This window comes from Paenibacillus sp. ALJ109b (assembly GCF_010747435.1).
GTDB classification, from domain to species: domain Bacteria; phylum Bacillota; class Bacilli; order Paenibacillales; family Paenibacillaceae; genus Paenibacillus; species Paenibacillus taichungensis.
In genome coordinates this window covers 34,974-52,247 of the sequence record NZ_JAAIFP010000023.1, presented here as the reverse complement: position 1 = coordinate 52,247, position 17,274 = coordinate 34,974, and the positions used below count along the sequence as shown (strand labels likewise).

Sequence of the window (17,274 nt, the reverse complement as noted above, 5' to 3'; positions counted from 1 at the left end):
AGCCATGTTGCGAAAAATTAAAGCATATCGTTCATTGCCACGTGAAATTCGTGGATTGGTATGGGAAGCTTATGTCCACCTGGGATGGGCACGAATACTTAAGGCGATGCCTTTTGCCAAGATTGCTCCTGGTCTGGGTACACCCATGTACGAAACGCCGATGACGGGACTCAACCGAGTTGATGTGACGACAATACGAAATATTTCTAAAGCTATACTTATTGCCAGCAGGTATACATTATGGGAGAGTCGTTGCCTTGTCATGGCAATCGCAGCGATGAAGATGCTGGAACGACGTAAAGTGGAGAGTACTCTATATATGGGTACTGCACGGAATAAACAAGGCCAAATGATGGCTCATGCATGGCTTCGAAGTGGGAAATTGATTGTGACTGGAGCAGATACAATGGACCAATATACGGTTGTCGGCGTGTTTGGCAAACGGTGTCCTGAGAAGGGAGCTGGGGAGATTGTCTACGATACATGAGTGGGAACAATATACAGCGGATTTTCCGCAGGAGCTTAAGCTGATTTTGAGCATGATTAAAGGCGATCTAACAGCAATAACCTCTGAGGACGCCCAAATACGGATGAAGGACATGGACTGGCAGCTCTTTTTGCAGCTCGCCCATCATCATCGACTGTACTCTGTTCTCTATCTGAAAATAAAAGAGTTGGATTCAGCGGTTATTCCCGCTTTTGTAGTGGAGAACCTGAAGCAGCAATACACAGCTAATACGTTCCGCATGTTACATCTGACAGCCGAGATGGAGCAGGTATGTGGCGCTTTTCGTGAACGAGGCATTCGGAATATTACGCTCAAAGGGCCTGCGCTGGCACATGATCTATACGGAGATATTTCTTTGCGGACCTCTAAAGATCTGGACATTCTCATTCCCTTTGATGATGTGGAGTTCGCGGAAGAGATTCTTGAATCACTAGGTTATGAATCGAAGGAAGGTAAGAGAACACCAACTGTTGCCAGCTGGAAATGGCGGGAACATCATATCTGTTACAAACACCCGGTCAAAAGAACCCAAGTCGAGATCCATTGGCGGCTTAACCCGGATTCCGGAAGAGAAACCGATTTTGAATTACTGTGGAAACGCAGCCGATTCAGCACCTATACCCAGACGCCTGTCCGTATGCTGGAAAGGGAGGATCTGTGGGCATATTTGGTGACGCATGGCGCAAGACACGGGTGGTTCAGACTGCGCTGGTTACTGGATATCGACCAGATGATTCGCAATATGCGACTGGATGTCAAAAAAGTGGAGCGACGCCTGAAAGCAGAAGGCAGATTATCTATCGGTTCACAAGCTCTTCATCTGGCTTCGGTATTACTGGACACCCCGTTGGATGCCAATTATCTTGCTTTGTTTTCTTCTCACGAACGTGTGGGAGAGAAATTAGCCAGACGCGGCGTAGTGTTCATGAATGAGATGATTGAGAGCCCGGCAGATGTAAAAAGTTATCGTTCCTATCTGTTCGCACTGCGAAGCACAAGGCAGAAGCTGTTTTTCTTTATCGAACGTTTGTATCCGAGTACCTGGGATGTAGACCAACTACCACTTCCGCGTTCACTGCATTTTTTGTATTTTCCGTTACGTCCGTTTCTCTGGTTCTGGCGGCGAATCAAAAGGAACACGATGACGGAGAGGGGATAACGTATGATTTCGGAATTACAATTTTTTATGCGGAAATTGCATCGTGTAACGGGCCCAGTGTTGTATTGGAACCTGCTGGGCATGATCTGCATCAGTCTGATGGAAGGAATAGGCATATATATGCTCGTTCCGATGTTAAGTCTTATTGGTATTTTTGAAATGGGTTCAACAGGTCTGCACTTACCCTGGATTTCAGAATTTTTAAATCGTTTTCCGGAAAATGGCCGGCTGCTGCTGGTATTGTTGACCTTTGTCCTCATTGTTTCTGGACAGGCGTGGCTACAACGTCTTCAGACGATTCGCAACACTCGAATTCAGCAGCAATTTGTTCGAACGCTGCGCATGGAAACCTATCGTGCCATCATTATGGCGCAGTGGTCTTTTTTTCTCCAAAAACGAAAATCCGATTTTAATCATATATTAACGACCGAACTCGCCCGTGTCAGTCAGGGAACGAATATTATGCTGCAAATGGCGGCTTCCTTGATCTTCACCGGCATTCAAATCGGCCTGGCCTTCTGGTTGTCTGCCAAGTTAACCGCTCTTGTCCTGGTCTGCGGATTGGTATTGTTTATTGTCTTAAGAAAATTCGTGAAACGGGCAAAGCAGATTGGGGATCAGACGTCGGAATATTCCCAGAGCTATTATAACGGTATTACAGAGCACTTTAACGGTATCAAGGATATTAAGAGCAATATGCTCGAAAAATCACATATTAGCTGGTTTGAACGTATGTGTGGGCGAATTGAACGTAACGTGATTCAGTTCAGCCAGTTGAACAGCGGCACACAATTGATTCATCGAATATCCGCGGCTGTCATTATTGCTGCTTTTATCTATTTATCTCTACATGTACTCGCTGTCCCTCCGGCAAGTTTGTTGCTCATCATTCTGATCTTTTCACGGTTGTGGCCACGTTTCACGTCCATTCAATCCAATCTGGAGTATATGAGTTCGATGCTGCCCGCGTTTCAAATTGTGAGAGAGTTACAGACAGAAACCGAGAAAAGCCGTGAGATTAGCGAAAAAACGGGTAATGCTGGTGAACCATATGATGAGGAGTTAACGGTTCCCGGTCCACGTTCGGTTAGAATGAAGGCCGAGGTCAAGCCGAACGAGCAGGAAGATGGCGATGGGCGGCCCATTGAACCCCTGGTGCTTAAGGAGTCCATCGAGTGTCAGCAAGTGAATTATCGCTACGAAGGTAGCAATACCTACTCGTTATTCGAAGCGTATGCATCCATCCCTGCGAAAGGCATGACAGCCATTGTAGGCAAGTCGGGAGCCGGGAAGAGCACGATGATAGATTTGATTATGGGACTCATACGTCCGGAGAGTGGTCAGATTTTGGTGGACGGGGTGCCGTTAACCGAGGATCGATTGTTAGCCTGGAGAAGTTCAATCGGATATGTCTCACAGGACCCTTTTCTGTTCCATACGAGTATTCGTGAAAATTTGCGCCTGGTTGATCCAAATGCCAGTGAAGAACAGATGTGGCATGCATTACAGTTCTCTTCGTCTGCAGCGTTTGTCCGCAAACTTCCACAAGGACTGGATACTATTATCGGTGATCGGGGCATCCGCCTGTCTGGTGGTGAACGTCAGCGTTTGGTGCTTGCCCGCGCCATGCTTCGGAACCCTTCTGTATTGGTATTGGATGAGGCGACAAGTGCGCTGGATAGTGAGAACGAACAGCATATTCATGAGGCTCTTGAACGCCTGAAAGGGCATGTTACCGTAATTGTTATCGCACACCGACTATCCACTATTCGAACAGCAGATCGAGTGATTGTATTGGATGAGGGCCGGGTTATCCAACAAGGGGGTTATCAGCAATTGTCTACTGATCCGGTTGGCACGTTCAGCAAACTGTTGAATATGCAGGCAGGTGTCGTGGGGCAATAATTCTCTCAGTAAATCCGGAAATGAACAAAGCAAAAAGGCGCGCCATTAGAGGCAGCGCCTTTGAAGTATGTGTAGTAGGAAAGTAATTCAATCTGATTGCCATTTGCATTTAGTGAACGATGGCATTGCTAACAGGTTGCGGCAGCTGAAAAGCACCAACACGTTCGAGATGCTGCACAATTTCATGCACGGCCTCTTCGATGGACAGCTCTTCAGTATCAATAATCAGTGTAGGATCTTCTGGAATATCATAAGGGGCAGAAATGCCTGTGAAATGTGGAATGGCACCGCTGCGGGCCTTTTTGTAAAGTCCCTTCGGATCACGGCGTTCGCATTCTTCGATCGAACAACGAACATAAATTTCAATGAAATCATCAGCTTCAAAGAGCTGTTTAACCATATTCCGGTCTTGTGCATCTGGCGATATAAAGGCGGAAAGAACAAATAACCCGGCATCTACCATCAGCTTGGATACTTCACCAATCCGGCGCAGATTTTCTTGCCGATCCTCGGCCGTGAACCCAAGATCCCGATTCAGTCCATGACGTACGTTATCCCCATCAAGTACGTAACAATGAACCCCTTTTTCGTACAGATACTGCTCTAGGGCAAATGCAAGCGAGGATTTTCCTGCGCCGGATAGGCCGGTGAACCATAAGGCACGACTGCGATGACCGTTATGTTTTTCCCTGTCCTGCCTGTTTAAGCTGGATTGCTGCCAGGTAATATTACGCTCTTCCTTAGACATGAATATCCGCCTCTTCCTACTTATGGTATGTATAATATTTTAACATATTTACAAGATTATAGCACCTTCTGAATTTGGCGGAATTTAGCGTGAATCAACGATAATTCGGGTATAGATGTAGTACATACATAGCAGGAGGAAGACCAACATGAACAATAACATACACAACATACAGGTATATTTCCAGTGCGCGGATTGCGACCAGGATATTCGGGCAATCTTTGCTCAAGAGCAGGTCAGTGCGGTTCGTTGTCCAGAGTGTGGTAGAGCATACACATTGATGAAGCCTACCATTGGTGACGAGATTTTACTTGATTGGGAGCAGGAGGCTCTATATCATAAATTGCGCGCAGATCGCTCTGAACATGATAATCATAATATGTCTGCCCTGATTATTAAAGTCATTGAGCTGCTAACCTGGCGGGATAGTGGTGATGGTCAGACACGTGCAATAGAGATGGTTAGAGAATGGTTGGCTTCCAGTGGAAAACCTCAGACCTTACTTGAATTGTTTCATCATCCCGAGCGAGACAATAAACGGTTTTGAACGAAGAAATGAGAACTGGGTTCCATGGTGTGTAAGTATGTGAAGCGATCTGTAATCGAAAATTACATACATTATCTGTTCCTGTGGCATATTACCTGAAGGTGTTCGTGATAGGAAACGACAAACCGAATTTTTCAGGAACAGGAGCGGATAGCAATGAAGCGAATGGTTCTTTACATGCTGCTGGCTGTATTGACGTTCGGTATATTACCGGCACATACTGAAGCATCGCCAATAAATGGAGCTTATCATTTTGGCTTTAAAAAGAGCCAAAACGGCCAGTTGCCTTCCATTGATCAGGAAGGATTTAAGGAGATATTGCAGCATAACGATGCCATTTTCCTGGGGGATACAAAACAGAAAGAGCTGTATCTTACGTTTGATAACGGATATGAAAATGGGTTTACGCCAGCTATATTGGATGTTCTGCGCGACAAGAAAGTGCCAGCTGCTTTTTTTGTCACCGGACATTATCTAAAAGACCAGCCTGAATTGGTGAAGCGAATGTCGGTAGAAGGCCATATTGTGGGTAACCACTCCTGGAGCCATCCCGATATGACCCGAGTTTCCAATGAAAAAATAAGAACAGAGCTTGATCAGGTACGATCTGAGGTCAATCGGTTGACTGGACAGCAAGCGACCTTCTTGCGGCCACCACGTGGCATTTTTAATAATCGGACGCTTGCAGAGAGTCACGCCCAAGGTTACGTTAATGTATTTTGGTCCGTTGCCTATAAAGATTGGGATACTAAAGTGCAGCGTGGGACAGAATATGCACGTCAGCAAGTTCTGAAACAGCTTCATCCGGGAGCAGTCATTCTGCTTCACTCTGTGTCTAAGGATAACACGGAGGCGCTAGCTTCTATCATTGATGAGGCACGTAAGCAAGGATATGCGTTCAAAAGTTTAAATGACCTGAAAACAAAAAGTTATTAATTTTACATGTTTACAATAGAAAAAGGGCATCCTGAGCTACGGTAGCTTGGGATGCCCTTTTTGGCTTGGTCTTTGAGGCCTTTTATAGAACCGTATTATAAATGATACCGATCGTTTTGGGACCACAATGACTACATATAACGCAGCCAGCCGTAGTTAATTCCACTCGTGCTCCAGTCTGCTCCTGTAGAGACTTTTGCAAATCAAGCGCGTCTTCTTCGGCCATGGTATGTACGACGATAACAAGATCACGGTCGATCTGTTCCTTATGGTTAAGTGTGTTTTGCAGCATTTGTTCCAGCGCCTTTTCGCGTTTGCCACGCACCTTGTATGCAGGTGACATCTTGCCATCGGCTACCCGAATGACGGGTCGAATTTTCAGCAGACTGCCAATCAGGTTTTGCATGCCAGAGCAGCGTCCACCTTTATACAGATACTCCAACGTATCGATGACAAACTCCGTTCGCACATTTGGCTTGATGGCTTCAACGAGATGTGTAATCTCCATCAGGCTTTGCCCTTTTTCTGCTGCATGAACTGCCTTCATGACCATCAGGCCAATCCCGGAAGAAAGATTCAGAGAATCCACGACAGAGATGCGACCTTCCGGAAATTCGGAACTGGCCAATCTTGCATTTTGGTAAGTTGACGAAAGTTCAGAGGACAAGCTGATATATAAGATATCATACCCTTGTTCTATGTAAGGTTGAAATGCCGTCATGAAATCAGCAGGTGAAGGTGCTGCCGTTTTGGGCAGACGCCCATCCCTGCTTACACGTTCATAGAGCTGCTCTGGCTTAATTTCAGCACCGTCCTTCAGTGATTCCTCACCGAACACGACATATAAAGGGATGATACCGATATCGTGCTGCTGGATCCATGCTGGGGCCAGATCACTTGTGCTGTCCGTGAAAATTTTGATTCGTGACATGTCAATCTCCTTTGGATACGAAAATTTGGCAATAGAATGGATCAAATGAATCATATTGAGATGGATGGATCAGTGTTATCTCATTAACATCTTTGAAGAATGAATGTGATGTGGAGTTACGCTTTTACATCATATAGATCCCTGCGATTATAAGGCCTGCAAACGCCAGAATCATGACTCCGCTGAGAATGGTTCCGATGATAGCAAAGACTTTTTTACGATTTTTGAGAATGAGCCCGATCACACCGAGAATGAGTCCAGCCAGATTAAGAATCAGACAAACCAGAACAGCCAGAGAAGCCAGAACAACTGCTGGATGTAATGCTATCTCTTCCACTTGGATCGGTGTGGTTACGACGCCAATTGTACTGTTGATAGCCATCGTGGCAATACCTAAAGTCAGCATGTAACCAATGATTGAGGCCAATCCAATCACAAAACTTGCAATACCAGGCCCAGAATGTTTCAATCGACCCATAGATGGATTTTCAAGGTCGGAGGGGTAAGGTGTAAACAGATTATCATGATTGGGATCTGAATGATCCGCAGAGGAACTGGATTGGTAAGGATGATGGTTATTCTGGTTATTTTGATTATCCATAAATGGTTTATCCCTCCCTTAATCGTAGTCATGAGTGTAATTAACCTAATCCCGGTATTATGATTCTCATCAAGCGAATGAAGGCATTCCTTTTTACTTTTCCATAAAAATCGATAAAAATCAAGGTTTAACGCCAGTTTTCGTCGATTTGGAGGCAAAAGCGAAATAAAGTATATATAACCAGACATATAAATGCCTTCGCATCGTAGCTGGCTGGTAAACACTGCAAGGATTCGCTAAAATAAATAGTGAGAGATGAATTAAGGGAGAGAAAGCAAATGCAACGGAAATGGATGATGCTTGGTGCTGTACTGACAATGCTTGCTGTAGCTATTGGTGCATTTGGTGCACATATGCTCAAGGAAAAAATTGGTGCAGACGCCATAGCCGTGTATGAAACCGGAGTGCAGTACCACATGATACATGCAATCGCACTGCTGATTATTGGTCTTACAGCGGGCCAGCTTGGATCTTCTACCAAGCTCAAGTGGGCAGCACGTCTACTGTTTATCGGAATAATCATATTCTCGGGCAGTCTGTATGTACTGAGTATTTCAGGTATTAAAGTATTGGGAGCCATCACGCCAATCGGCGGAGTAGCCTTTATTGTCGGATGGTTGTTATTAGCAATAGACGTATGGCAGCGGGGAAAAGATCGCTCATGATGATTTATAATAGCTGGGCGTAGTTAAGGATAACTAACGATGTGCCAGCTCATTGTTACGTGATGAACACTAAAAAAAGCAACTTGCCTGGGAAATGTTATGGAATTCCCCCGTAAGTTGCTTTTTGTTTGAATGCTCATTGAGTTAGAGAAACTCATCAATTTCATTCGTTCGGAACGTATATACTTGTTTTTCATCCACATGGTAGACACTTACAATGCTGGTATCCCGATCAAAATTCAAGATTCGGCATGGAATGCTCTGATGCCGGCCGTTCTTGTTGTTCACAACGATCCGAGTAAGACGGTTTTCTTTGATAAGGGTATCAATCCATACATCGAATGAATTTCCGTTGGTAGTGTTGGATGCTTCGGTTGAAGGAGCTATCTGGGAATCAGGTGTTTCGATTTCACTTTGTGGTTTGACTGGAACGGTTGAAGCCGTCGCTTGATTTGGTGAAGAGTTCTTCTGTCTTGCATTGGATTGTGATTTTTTTCTTTCTTTATGAAGAAAGGCGAATGAGTCCTTTTTGGACTGCAGTGTCACTTCAATAATTTTGCCAAGCTCTATGCCGGATTGAATCCGGAAGTCCGCAATTTGTTCCTCTTTGTTTATGAACTCCAACAGGGACTGCAGTGCCAATGCATTCGAGCGGCTCTTAATAAGAATATCGACATTGAATAAAAAGCCGATTTCTTCTTCGTTGGATAAGGTTTCTTTCATTCATCCCAGCCCCGTTAAAAGATATGTCAGCAAAAACATGCTTCAATACACTATATCATTAAAAAGGCAATAATCATAGTGCTGGAGACATAGAAAATGAGCAACCACTTAGGCAAATTCAAGTAAAACCATATGCATTTCCAATCCTTTTCCGCAGGTGTCCACACGGCTATCCAGAATGAGGCATACAATTATCGTGACCTGTGAAAGAGGAGGTGTATCGGGAAATTATGGTGACGATGGAGCCGATTGTGGTTGGAGAACATGTTCTGGTCGGAGTAGAGGTAAAGCTGCCAAAAACGACATTACTGACGATTAATACATCCAAAGGATATATCATGTGCGGAGCACTCGACGTGGGATTACTTAATGAGAAGCTTGGGGATCGCAAGATTATTGCAGCTCGGGCGGTTGGCGTGCGCACATTGGAACAGCTGCTGCATGCACCTATGGAGTCGGTGACAACGGAAGCCGAAGCCATGGGCATTAGGGTTGGCATGACGGGTGTAGAAGCATTGCTCAAGATGATCTAATCCCTGAATATTAGACGATTAAAAAGGCTCCCCTACTGGGGAGCCCTTTCTTTAATTTACATGTACCAATCCTATATCAAACAATCAAACTTACTTCTATTAATTAAGCTTCATCCTTGGCGAACAAGGCAGCCAGATTCTCTTTGAAAGGAGCGCGAACGACCCCTTTTTCCGTAATAATCGCCGTTACATATTCGTTAGGAGTGACATCAAACGCCGGGTTGAATACTTTCACACCTTGTGGTGCCGTACGTTTGCCAAATCCTTCGGTTACTTCCTCCGCAGCACGTTCCTCAATCGGAATGAGATCTCCGGATGGCGTAGACAGGTCAATAGTGGACAGTGGGCTGGCAACATAGAAAGGTATGTTGTGCGCTTTGGCAAGGACCGCTACGCTGTAAGTTCCGATTTTATTAGCTACATCCCCATTGGCAGCGACGCGGTCTGTACCAACGATAACTGCCTGAATCCAGCCCTTGGACATAACCATACCAGCCATGTTGTCGCAGATCAGAGTGACATCAATACCGGCTTGCTGGAGCTCGAAGGCCGTAAGGCGTGCACCCTGAAGGACAGGACGCGTTTCGTCTGCGAATACTTTCAGGTTGATGCCACGCTCATGAGCGAGGTACATCGGTGCAGTCGCCGTTCCGTATTTCGCGGTTGCAAGTCCGCCTGCATTACAGTGTGTGAGCACACCCATACCGTCTGCGAACAAAGGAAGAGCATTTTCACCGATAAGACGGCAGACTTCTTCGTCTTCTTTTTGAATCAAAAGTGCTTCCGCTTCAAGAGCAGCATTGCTATCTTCGATGTTTGCACCGGATTCAGCGAGGTCACTGGCTTTTTGCATCATACGATCCAATGCCCAGAACAGGTTAACAGCGGTTGGACGGGAAGTGGCAAGATGAGCACAGATGGATTTTACATGATCGAGCCAGCCTTGTACGGCAAGTCCGTCATATGCCTTGGCACCAAGCACGACGCCGAATGCAGCAGCAATCCCGATCGCTGGAGCACCGCGTACTTTCATCGAGTGGATGGATTCCCATACCTCTTCGGGCGTGTACAGTTTCAGCATCAGAATTGTTTCAGGCAGCAGACGCTGATCAAGCATTTCAAGCTTGTCCTGTTTCCATATAAGGGAGGACAGAGGCTGATGTTCAGGGTTTGTCATGGATGTTCCTCCGTTCCTTGAGTTAAGCTTTAATAAAAGTAACTGCAGTAGCTACTGTATCTAGAAGTTCACCAATGGTATTCAGACTGCGATTACGCTTAATGAGTGCTTTACCGATTGCCAGCGCTTTGCGCTGAGCACGTTCACGTTGTGTCGCATCTTCAATCGTATCGATATCTGCGACATGCGCAAGTCCGACAATACGGCGGACCATTTTCGCGCCCGCAAAGCCAGCAGAATCTCTGAATAGTTGTTGTACGTAAAGATCTTCGTATCCAGGCGTCTTAGCCATAGGATCAACCAGATCTGAAGCCCACAGGCTGCGGAAACGGGATTCGAATTCAGTCCATACGTCACGAACCATATCCAGCAATATCGTTTCACGCTCATGAAGAGCCGTCTGATCCTGGATTCGGCCTGGCAGTGAGGCGTAGTGGAGTAACAGATTGGCAAGCACGGCTCCTACATCAAATCCCATTGGTCCGAAATAGGCAAATTCGGGATCAATGACTTTCGTGGATTCAGCTGTGACAAAAATACTGCCTGTGTGTAAATCACCATGAAGTAGAGCTTGACCATGGGTAAGAAATTTCTCGCGTAGCAAAGCTACTTCAAGATGGAGTTCTCCATCTGTACGAAGTGCTTCCGCTTCGTCTTCAATGGCTGCCTCATAATTATTTTTCTCCGCAATGCGATAGGGTTCATCAAAGATCAGATCTTCGGTTATTTTACATTGATCCGGATTGACGAATCTTCCCTGTTTCTCTTTCTTCAGTTGCTGGTTCATGCCAAGATCTGAAGTGAAAAACAGCGTTCTTGCCATGAACTCCCCGATATGTTGTGCAAAAAGAGGATATGTTCCGCCATCGATGAGGCCTTTACGCATAATCACATGATCGCTCAAATCTTCCATCACGGTTAAGGCGAGATCATCATCATAATGGTACACTTCGGGTACCATTCCCGGACATAGACGATACTCTTCCTGTAGAATTTCCCGTTCAATTCTGGCACGCACCAGAGACAATGGCCATGATTCTCCAACCACTTTCGCATAAGGAAGAGCTTGTTTGATAATGATACTTTTATCGGAGTTCTGATCCGTGATATGGAAGACCAAATTCAGATTGCCGTCACCGATCTCACGACATTCCAGATTCGCATCTGCCGCAAATGGACCCGGTAATGTTTTGGCCAGTTCGATTGCATCCTGGGGTGTAAAAGGGCGATATTGGGACAAGAATGCCACCTCCATATATATGAAGAAACAGGAAAACCCACTTCTTTGCTTGGTATATGTCAGTATATCGGAAATAACTGTGATTTTGTACCCTTTTTTTGAGACAGCCTATACCGGACTTGTTTCGAACTTCCGGTGTACGGGTAAAAACAAATAGGCCGGACGGTTGATAGAAATACCGCCGACAAGGCTCTCCGCATTAAGGCGGTGCCGAAATGTTAAATCTCTGTTATTCACATTCAGGTTGACCTGAATCAAGTGAATGTCAGACTAATTTTATAATAAAAGGATGGGATTAAGATGGCTACAAAAAACAAAACAGCTCAAGCAAAATCGGTGGAACAAGTACTTAATCGTCAGGTGGCAAACCTGAACGTCCTGTATGTTAAAATCCATAACTATCACTGGTATGTAAAAGGACCCAACTTTTTCACACTGCATGTGAAATTCGAAGAATTCTACAATGAAGTGACTGTACAAATGGATGAAATCGCTGAACGTATTCTTACGCTCAAAGGTAGCCCTGCGGCTACAATGAAAGAATATCTTGAGCTGTCCTCCATTCAAGAGGCTGCTGGTGGCGAAGATGCCAACACAATGGTACAGAATCTAATCGAGGATTTTGCTACATTGTCGAACGAGTACCAGGAAGGTATTGAAGTAGCAGAAGCTGCGGAAGACCAACCGACTTCTGATATGCTGACAGGCTTCAAGGCTGATCTGGAGAAACATATGTGGATGCTGCGCTCTTTCTTGGGCTAATTACATTCTCACTTTCTCACTTACTGAGTTCGTTGGCTTATAAACCATACAGTTACTCTAACCTACCTTTCACGTTGTCAGGACGACGCCGAGCGTCTATACTGCTGACAAGACTGACTTGGGGAGGAGATCTTTATGATAGGCACAACGATACCGGCATTAAAAGAATGGGCCTCCGCTATCAAAGCGCTGGAAACGGGTCGCCAGATTATGGTGATGCGCAAAGGCGGGATTGTGGAGGAAACCCGACGTTTTGAGTTAAAAAGTCCAGCGTTCTATCTGTATCCGACTTATGAACATCAGCGTAAAGAACTGATAAAGTCCTCTGATCATTTCTATGTTGAGGAATCATTGGCCGAATGGGTGCCTGAAGCTTCGACGATCCGTCTCACAGCATATGCTGAAGTGGCACAGGATTTGGAGATCAGAGATCAGGAGATGCTGGATCGACTTCTTGACTTTCATATGTGGACTGCTGATTTTGCCGAAGACCGCCTAAAGTGGAAACGCAAAGATCCACTCCACGTATTGATACTCCGAGTGTACCGTTTGAAGGAACCGATGGAGATTCCCGTATTACCTGAATACAACGGATGCCGTTCTTGGATTTCCATTCCGAATGGTCCGGTGCCGCGCGAAATGACGCCGGTGGTGGACGTTGCGGATTTTGACGAACAGGTACAGAAGATTAACGAGACGCTCAAAATGTAATGTTATTTATCGGAAGGACTTGTCCATGATATGGATAGGTCCTTTTTCGATTGAGAGGAGCAGATTTGATAAAAGGTTGAATTCCTGTGATTTTTCTCACTGTCTATTTATGACGAAGAAGTTTTGTCATTTGATTCAATCTGGCTTTTATTATAGAATCAGATAGAATAATGTTTCCTGTAAGGGACAAGAGTTCTTAGGAAATGACTTGATAATCATTGAGAATCAGTTTAGAATTATTCTAAAGTGATTCTTGCTTTGGAGATTGGAGTACAGGAGAAATTCAGGGGAAGCCCTGTTCAGATATTAATAGGTGCTTTTTCGTTTTCGACAGTAAACATCAATTTAAACAATGGAGGGAAACAATACACATGGCTACGAATTTCGTCATTGAAGGTCTGAAAGCGACGATCGAAGGTAAGGAAATCCTGAAAGGCATCAACCTGGAAATGAAAGGTGGAGAAATCCACGCAATCATGGGTCCGAACGGAACTGGTAAATCAACACTGGCTTCTGCACTTATGGGGCACCCTAAATATGAAGTAACAGACGGTACGATTACACTTGACGGTGAAGATGTACTGGATATGGCTGTAGACGAGCGTGCTCGTGCGGGTCTGTTCCTGGCTATGCAATACCCAAGTGAAATTGCTGGTGTAACGAATTCCGACTTCCTGCGTAGCGCAATCAATGCACGTCGTGGTGAAGGCAACGAGATCTCCTTGATCAAGTTCATTCGCCAAATGGAAGGTAAAATGAAAGAACTCGACATGAATCCTGAATTTGCTCACCGTTACCTGAATGAAGGTTTCTCTGGTGGTGAGAAAAAACGGAACGAGATTCTGCAAATGATGCTGCTTGATCCAAAAATCGTAGTACTCGATGAAATTGACTCCGGTCTGGATATCGATGCTCTGAAAATTGTGGCAAACGGTGTAAACGCAATGAAGAGCGAAGATCGCGGCTTCCTGATCATCACTCACTACCAACGCCTGTTGAACTACATTACTCCTGACTATGTGCACGTAATGATGCAAGGTCGTATCGTAAAATCTGGCGGACCTGAGCTGGCACACCGTCTGGAAGCTGAAGGATATGACTGGGTTAAAGAAGAGCTGGGAATCACGGACGAAACTGTAGGTCAAGCGTAAAGACAAAACGGAGGAGGATAATCAATGACTACACAAACAATTCTTCCGGTTGAATCTGAAGCGCTTCGCGCCTTGTCGGAAAGCAACAATGAACCCGGCTGGTTGACCGAGCAGCGGCTCGAAGCCCTTAAGCTTGCAAGCGGGCTTGCGCTTCCCAAACTGGAAAAACAAAAAATCGAACGCTGGAATGTCAGCGAGTACGGCACATACAAAGCTAGTGAAGCGATTGCTTCCCTTGAGGAAGTACCAGCTTCCATTAAAGATCTGGTTAAGGACCAAGCAGAAGGCAGTCTGGTTATCCAGCGTAATTCCGGTACGGTATATTCCAAGTTGTCTGCTGAACTTGCAGCAAAAGGAGTTATCTTCACAGATCTGGCTACTGCAGTTCGCGAACATAGCGATTTGGTAAAACCATATCTGAATACGGCTGTAAAAGCAGATGAGCATTCCCTTGCTGCACTGCATGCAGCACTTTGGAACGGTGGGGTATTCCTCTATGTTCCGAAAAACGTAGAGATTGAAGTTCCGCTGCAAGCGGTACTGCTCACAGATGATGCTACTGCAACATTTGCACCACACGTGCTTGTCGTTGCTGAGTCCAACAGCTCCGTTACTTATGTGGATAACTATGTATCTGGCGAACTGTCTTCACCTGTGTTCCATAACGGTGTTGTGGAAGTATTCGTGAAAGCTGGTGCCAAAGTCCGTTTCGCATCAGTTCACCAACTGAGCACAAATGTTACTGACGTATCTTTCCGCCGTGCAGTGGTGGAGAACGACGGTTCGATCGAGTGGATCGTTGGTGAGATGAACAACGGTGATACTGCAAGCAACACGATGACAGTTCTTAAAGGGAACGGCTCAAGCTCCGATTCCAAAGTTATCGCAGTAGGCTCCGGCTCTCAGAAAATCAACTACACTACTGAAGCTCGTCACTTCGGCAAAAACACGCCAAGTCAGATGATTACACGTGCAGTTATGCGTGAAGAGGCTTCTGCAATCATTAACGGAATTACGAAGATTGAGAAAGGTGCTACCAAAGCGGACGGACAGCAAACAGAGAAAGTACTGATGCTGAGCCCGAAAGCACGTGGAGACGCCAACCCAATTCTTCTCATTGATGAGGATGATGTAACAGCAGGTCACGCGGCTTCTGTAGGTCAAGTCAATGTGGAGCAAATTCATTACTTGATGTCGCGCGGGATTAACCGTACGGATGCAGAACGCCTGATCATTTACGGCTTCCTGGCTCCGGTGGTGGCGGATATTCCTCTGGAAGCACTGCGTACCCAATTGCAGTCTCTCATCGAACGGAAACTGGGACAATGAACCCGGCTATCCGCGAGCAGTTCCCGATCCTCCACCAGGAAATCAACGGACACCCGCTCGTATACCTAGATAACGCTGCGACTTCCCAGAAGCCGCTGGCTGTAATCGAAGCGATTAAACATTATTATGAATATGAGAACTCCAATGTGCATCGTGGTGTTCATACGCTTGGAAGCCGTGCAACGGATGCTTATGAAGGCGCACGTGAAAAGGTTGCCAAGTTTATCAACGCACGCCGCACACAGGAGATTATTTTCACCCGTGGGACAACGACCGCTCTGAATTTGGTGGCTTCGTCCTACGGACGCTCAGTTTGCAAAGAAGGCGACGAAATTGTTATTACGCAGATGGAACACCATAGCAATCTGATTCCATGGCAGCAGGTAGCCAAGGAAACGGGTGCGACATTGAAATACATTCCGCTTCAGCCGGATGGCAACATTGATTTGGCTGATGTGGAGAAGACGATTACGAACAATACTAAAATTGTAGCAATCGCGTATGTATCCAATGTTATGGGTGTTGTTCATCCGGTAAAACAAATCGCTGAAATTGCACACCGCAAAGGTGCTGTCATCGTTGTGGATGGCGCACAGAGCACACCGCACATGAAGGTGGATGTGCAGGATCTGGACTGTGATTTCTACGCATTATCCGGCCATAAAATGTGCGGACCAACCGGGATCGGTGCACTTTACGGCAAAAAGGCGCTGCTGGAGTCCATGGAGCCGGTTGAGTTCGGCGGTGAAATGATTGATGATGTGGGTCTCTATGAATCCAATTGGAAAGAGCTTCCTTGGAAATTCGAAGGCGGAACGCCGATTATCGCAGGTGCGGTTGGATTGGGCGCTGCTATCGATTTCCTGGAGCAGATTGGCATGGATGAGATTGCTCATCATGAAAGTGTGCTGGCAGCTTATGCAACGGAACGTATGGCCGAGATTGATGGACTGACCATTTATGGACCAGCCAAGCGTCATGTCGGAGTGGTTACATTTAACCTCGGTGATGTACACCCGCATGATGTGGCAACTGTGCTGGATGCGAGTGGCGTAGCCATTCGTGCCGGACACCACTGTTGCCAACCGCTGATGCGCTGGCTGGAAGTCAGTTCAACAGCTCGTGCCAGTTTCTATCTATACAATAATGAACAAGATGTGGACCGGCTTGTCAGCGCCTTAATCCAGACAAAGGAGTATTTTGGCGATGCAACTTGATGATCTGTACCGGCGTGTCATAATGGACCACTACAAAAACCCGCGGAACCGCGGAACGTTTGATAATGAAGCTGTCACGGTGAATTTGAATAATCCAACGTGCGGCGACCGGATTTCACTGCAACTTTTGCTGAAAGACGGAATCGTTCAGGAAGCCAAGTATACGGGGGAAGGTTGTTCCATCAGCATGTCCTCGGCATCGATGATGACGGAGGCAGTCAAAGGTAAAACGATGGAGCAGGCACTCGACATGGCTAACCGTTTCTCCTCACTGATGAAAGGGGAAGAAGTCGATTTCGACGATTATGAAGATCTCGAAGCCCTATCCGGTGTGAACAAGTTCCCTGCACGCATCAAATGTGCCACATTGGCCTGGAATGCACTACGCAAAGGAATTGACGAAGAGGAAAATGTACAATAACGATAGGGAG

At 45.9% G+C, this 17,274-nt stretch carries 19 protein-coding genes; 13 read left to right on the top strand and 6 right to left on the bottom strand.

The annotated features are described in order from the left end of the window. Positions 1–4 precede the first annotated feature (4 nt). The 3 genes from G3352_RS20735 to G3352_RS20725 are packed head-to-tail and all read left to right on the top strand — an operon-like array spanning position 5 to position 3,572. The gene (locus tag G3352_RS20735; RefSeq protein WP_163759375.1) at positions 5–487 is read left to right on the top strand and encodes a lasso peptide biosynthesis B2 protein; all 483 of its coding nucleotides are present in this window, start codon (positions 5–7) and stop codon (positions 485–487) included. After that, complete coding sequence (locus tag G3352_RS20730) at positions 471–1,667, top strand: nucleotidyltransferase domain-containing protein (protein WP_163759373.1); 1,197 nt, start codon at positions 471–473, stop codon at positions 1,665–1,667. The genes G3352_RS20735 and G3352_RS20730 overlap by 17 nt, the downstream gene beginning before the upstream one ends. Before the next feature lie 3 nt (positions 1,668–1,670). After that, positions 1,671–3,572 (top strand): ABC transporter ATP-binding protein, encoded by a 1,902-nt coding sequence (locus tag G3352_RS20725; RefSeq protein WP_163759371.1) that lies wholly within the window; start codon positions 1,671–1,673, stop codon positions 3,570–3,572. A 109-nt stretch (positions 3,573–3,681) separates the two neighbouring features. Here the strand turns inward: G3352_RS20725 and cysC are convergent, their stop codons facing one another. Next, positions 3,682–4,320, bottom strand: a complete 639-nt coding sequence (gene cysC / locus G3352_RS20720) for an adenylyl-sulfate kinase (RefSeq protein WP_063564275.1) — start codon at positions 4,318–4,320, stop codon at positions 3,682–3,684. Between the two features lie 148 nt (positions 4,321–4,468). On the opposite strand from cysC, the gene G3352_RS20715 reads away from it, so the two are divergent. Both G3352_RS20715 and pdaA read left to right on the top strand, forming a co-directional pair. Further along, positions 4,469–4,867, top strand: a complete 399-nt coding sequence (locus G3352_RS20715; RefSeq protein ID WP_163759369.1) for a hypothetical protein — start codon at positions 4,469–4,471, stop codon at positions 4,865–4,867. Positions 4,868–5,023: 156 nt separating this feature from the next. Next, on the top strand, positions 5,024–5,803 hold the full coding sequence (gene pdaA / locus G3352_RS20710; protein ID WP_163759367.1) for a delta-lactam-biosynthetic de-N-acetylase: 780 nt from the start codon (positions 5,024–5,026) through the stop codon (positions 5,801–5,803). Positions 5,804–5,885: 82 nt separating this feature from the next. Here pdaA and G3352_RS20705 read toward each other — a convergent pair whose 3' ends face one another. Together G3352_RS20705 and G3352_RS20700 are read right to left on the bottom strand one after the other, a co-directional pair. Continuing rightward, positions 5,886–6,734 (bottom strand): DegV family protein, encoded by an 849-nt coding sequence (locus G3352_RS20705; RefSeq protein WP_076289862.1) that lies wholly within the window; start codon positions 6,732–6,734, stop codon positions 5,886–5,888. A 124-nt stretch (positions 6,735–6,858) separates the two neighbouring features. Beyond that, on the bottom strand, positions 6,859–7,335 hold the full coding sequence (locus tag G3352_RS20700) for a hypothetical protein (RefSeq protein WP_163759366.1): 477 nt from the start codon (positions 7,333–7,335) through the stop codon (positions 6,859–6,861). A gap of 278 nt (positions 7,336–7,613) precedes the next feature. Here G3352_RS20700 and G3352_RS20695 point away from each other — a divergent pair, with 278 nt between their 5' ends. Beyond that, positions 7,614–8,000, top strand: coding sequence for a DUF423 domain-containing protein (locus tag G3352_RS20695; RefSeq protein ID WP_163759364.1), 387 nt, complete (start codon positions 7,614–7,616; stop codon positions 7,998–8,000). A gap of 144 nt (positions 8,001–8,144) precedes the next feature. Here the strand turns inward: G3352_RS20695 and G3352_RS20690 are convergent, their stop codons facing one another. Continuing rightward, positions 8,145–8,723, bottom strand: a complete 579-nt coding sequence (locus G3352_RS20690) for a hypothetical protein (protein WP_163759362.1) — start codon at positions 8,721–8,723, stop codon at positions 8,145–8,147. Between the two features lie 230 nt (positions 8,724–8,953). Between G3352_RS20690 and G3352_RS20685 the strand changes: the two genes are divergently transcribed. Beyond that, positions 8,954–9,256 carry a YunC family protein gene (locus tag G3352_RS20685; protein ID WP_163759629.1) on the top strand — a complete coding sequence of 101 codons (303 nt, stop codon included), beginning with the start codon at positions 8,954–8,956 and terminating at the stop codon, positions 9,254–9,256. Between the two features lie 103 nt (positions 9,257–9,359). Here G3352_RS20685 and mtnA read toward each other — a convergent pair whose 3' ends face one another. Both mtnA and mtnK read right to left on the bottom strand, forming a co-directional pair. Then, complete coding sequence (gene mtnA / locus G3352_RS20680; protein ID WP_163759360.1) at positions 9,360–10,433, bottom strand: S-methyl-5-thioribose-1-phosphate isomerase; 1,074 nt, start codon at positions 10,431–10,433, stop codon at positions 9,360–9,362. Positions 10,434–10,455: 22 nt separating this feature from the next. Continuing rightward, positions 10,456–11,673 carry an S-methyl-5-thioribose kinase gene (gene mtnK / locus G3352_RS20675; RefSeq protein WP_205524972.1) on the bottom strand — a complete coding sequence of 406 codons (1,218 nt, stop codon included), beginning with the start codon at positions 11,671–11,673 and terminating at the stop codon, positions 10,456–10,458. Between the two features lie 300 nt (positions 11,674–11,973). On the opposite strand from mtnK, the gene G3352_RS20670 reads away from it, so the two are divergent. The 6 genes from G3352_RS20670 (at position 11,974) to sufU (ending at position 17,264) form a co-directional block, all read left to right on the top strand. Then, positions 11,974–12,435: a Dps family protein gene (locus G3352_RS20670; protein ID WP_163759355.1), complete on the top strand. Its 462-nt coding sequence runs from the start codon at positions 11,974–11,976 to the stop codon at positions 12,433–12,435. A 135-nt stretch (positions 12,436–12,570) separates the two neighbouring features. Beyond that, positions 12,571–13,146: a DUF1802 family protein gene (locus G3352_RS20665; RefSeq protein WP_163759353.1), complete on the top strand. Its 576-nt coding sequence runs from the start codon at positions 12,571–12,573 to the stop codon at positions 13,144–13,146. A gap of 371 nt (positions 13,147–13,517) precedes the next feature. Continuing rightward, on the top strand, positions 13,518–14,297 hold the full coding sequence (gene sufC / locus G3352_RS20660) for a Fe-S cluster assembly ATPase SufC (protein WP_062320002.1): 780 nt from the start codon (positions 13,518–13,520) through the stop codon (positions 14,295–14,297). A gap of 24 nt (positions 14,298–14,321) precedes the next feature. Further along, positions 14,322–15,626 carry a Fe-S cluster assembly protein SufD gene (gene sufD, locus G3352_RS20655; protein WP_163759351.1) on the top strand — a complete coding sequence of 435 codons (1,305 nt, stop codon included), beginning with the start codon at positions 14,322–14,324 and terminating at the stop codon, positions 15,624–15,626. After that, positions 15,623–16,843 carry a cysteine desulfurase gene (locus G3352_RS20650; RefSeq protein ID WP_099854758.1) on the top strand — a complete coding sequence of 407 codons (1,221 nt, stop codon included), beginning with the start codon at positions 15,623–15,625 and terminating at the stop codon, positions 16,841–16,843. Before sufD ends, G3352_RS20650 begins: the two co-directional genes overlap by 4 nt. Further along, entirely contained in the window at positions 16,833–17,264 is a 432-nt protein-coding gene (gene sufU, locus G3352_RS20645; RefSeq protein ID WP_163759349.1) for a Fe-S cluster assembly sulfur transfer protein SufU, read from the top strand. The genes G3352_RS20650 and sufU overlap by 11 nt, the downstream gene beginning before the upstream one ends. Positions 17,265–17,274 lie beyond the last annotated feature (10 nt).

Coding starts and splice junctions, on each gene's coding strand:
- G3352_RS20735 (WP_163759375.1), top strand. CDS start 5: ATGTTGCGAAAAATTAAAGCATATCGTTCATTGCCACGTGAAATTCGT.
- G3352_RS20725 (WP_163759371.1), top strand. CDS start 1,671: ATGATTTCGGAATTACAATTTTTTATGCGGAAATTGCATCGTGTAACG.
- cysC (WP_063564275.1), bottom strand. CDS start 4,320: ATGTCTAAGGAAGAGCGTAATATTACCTGGCAGCAATCCAGCTTAAAC.
- G3352_RS20715 (WP_163759369.1), top strand. CDS start 4,469: ATGAACAATAACATACACAACATACAGGTATATTTCCAGTGCGCGGAT.
- pdaA (WP_163759367.1), top strand. CDS start 5,024: ATGAAGCGAATGGTTCTTTACATGCTGCTGGCTGTATTGACGTTCGGT.
- G3352_RS20705 (WP_076289862.1), bottom strand. CDS start 6,734: ATGTCACGAATCAAAATTTTCACGGACAGCACAAGTGATCTGGCCCCA.
- G3352_RS20700 (WP_163759366.1), bottom strand. CDS start 7,335: ATGGATAATCAAAATAACCAGAATAACCATCATCCTTACCAATCCAGT.
- G3352_RS20695 (WP_163759364.1), top strand. CDS start 7,614: ATGCAACGGAAATGGATGATGCTTGGTGCTGTACTGACAATGCTTGCT.
- G3352_RS20690 (WP_163759362.1), bottom strand. CDS start 8,723: ATGAAAGAAACCTTATCCAACGAAGAAGAAATCGGCTTTTTATTCAAT.
- G3352_RS20685 (WP_163759629.1), top strand. CDS start 8,954: ATGGTGACGATGGAGCCGATTGTGGTTGGAGAACATGTTCTGGTCGGA.
- mtnA (WP_163759360.1), bottom strand. CDS start 10,433: ATGACAAACCCTGAACATCAGCCTCTGTCCTCCCTTATATGGAAACAG.
- G3352_RS20670 (WP_163759355.1), top strand. CDS start 11,974: ATGGCTACAAAAAACAAAACAGCTCAAGCAAAATCGGTGGAACAAGTA.
- G3352_RS20665 (WP_163759353.1), top strand. CDS start 12,571: ATGATAGGCACAACGATACCGGCATTAAAAGAATGGGCCTCCGCTATC.
- sufC (WP_062320002.1), top strand. CDS start 13,518: ATGGCTACGAATTTCGTCATTGAAGGTCTGAAAGCGACGATCGAAGGT.
- sufD (WP_163759351.1), top strand. CDS start 14,322: ATGACTACACAAACAATTCTTCCGGTTGAATCTGAAGCGCTTCGCGCC.
- G3352_RS20650 (WP_099854758.1), top strand. CDS start 15,623: ATGAACCCGGCTATCCGCGAGCAGTTCCCGATCCTCCACCAGGAAATC.
- sufU (WP_163759349.1), top strand. CDS start 16,833: ATGCAACTTGATGATCTGTACCGGCGTGTCATAATGGACCACTACAAA.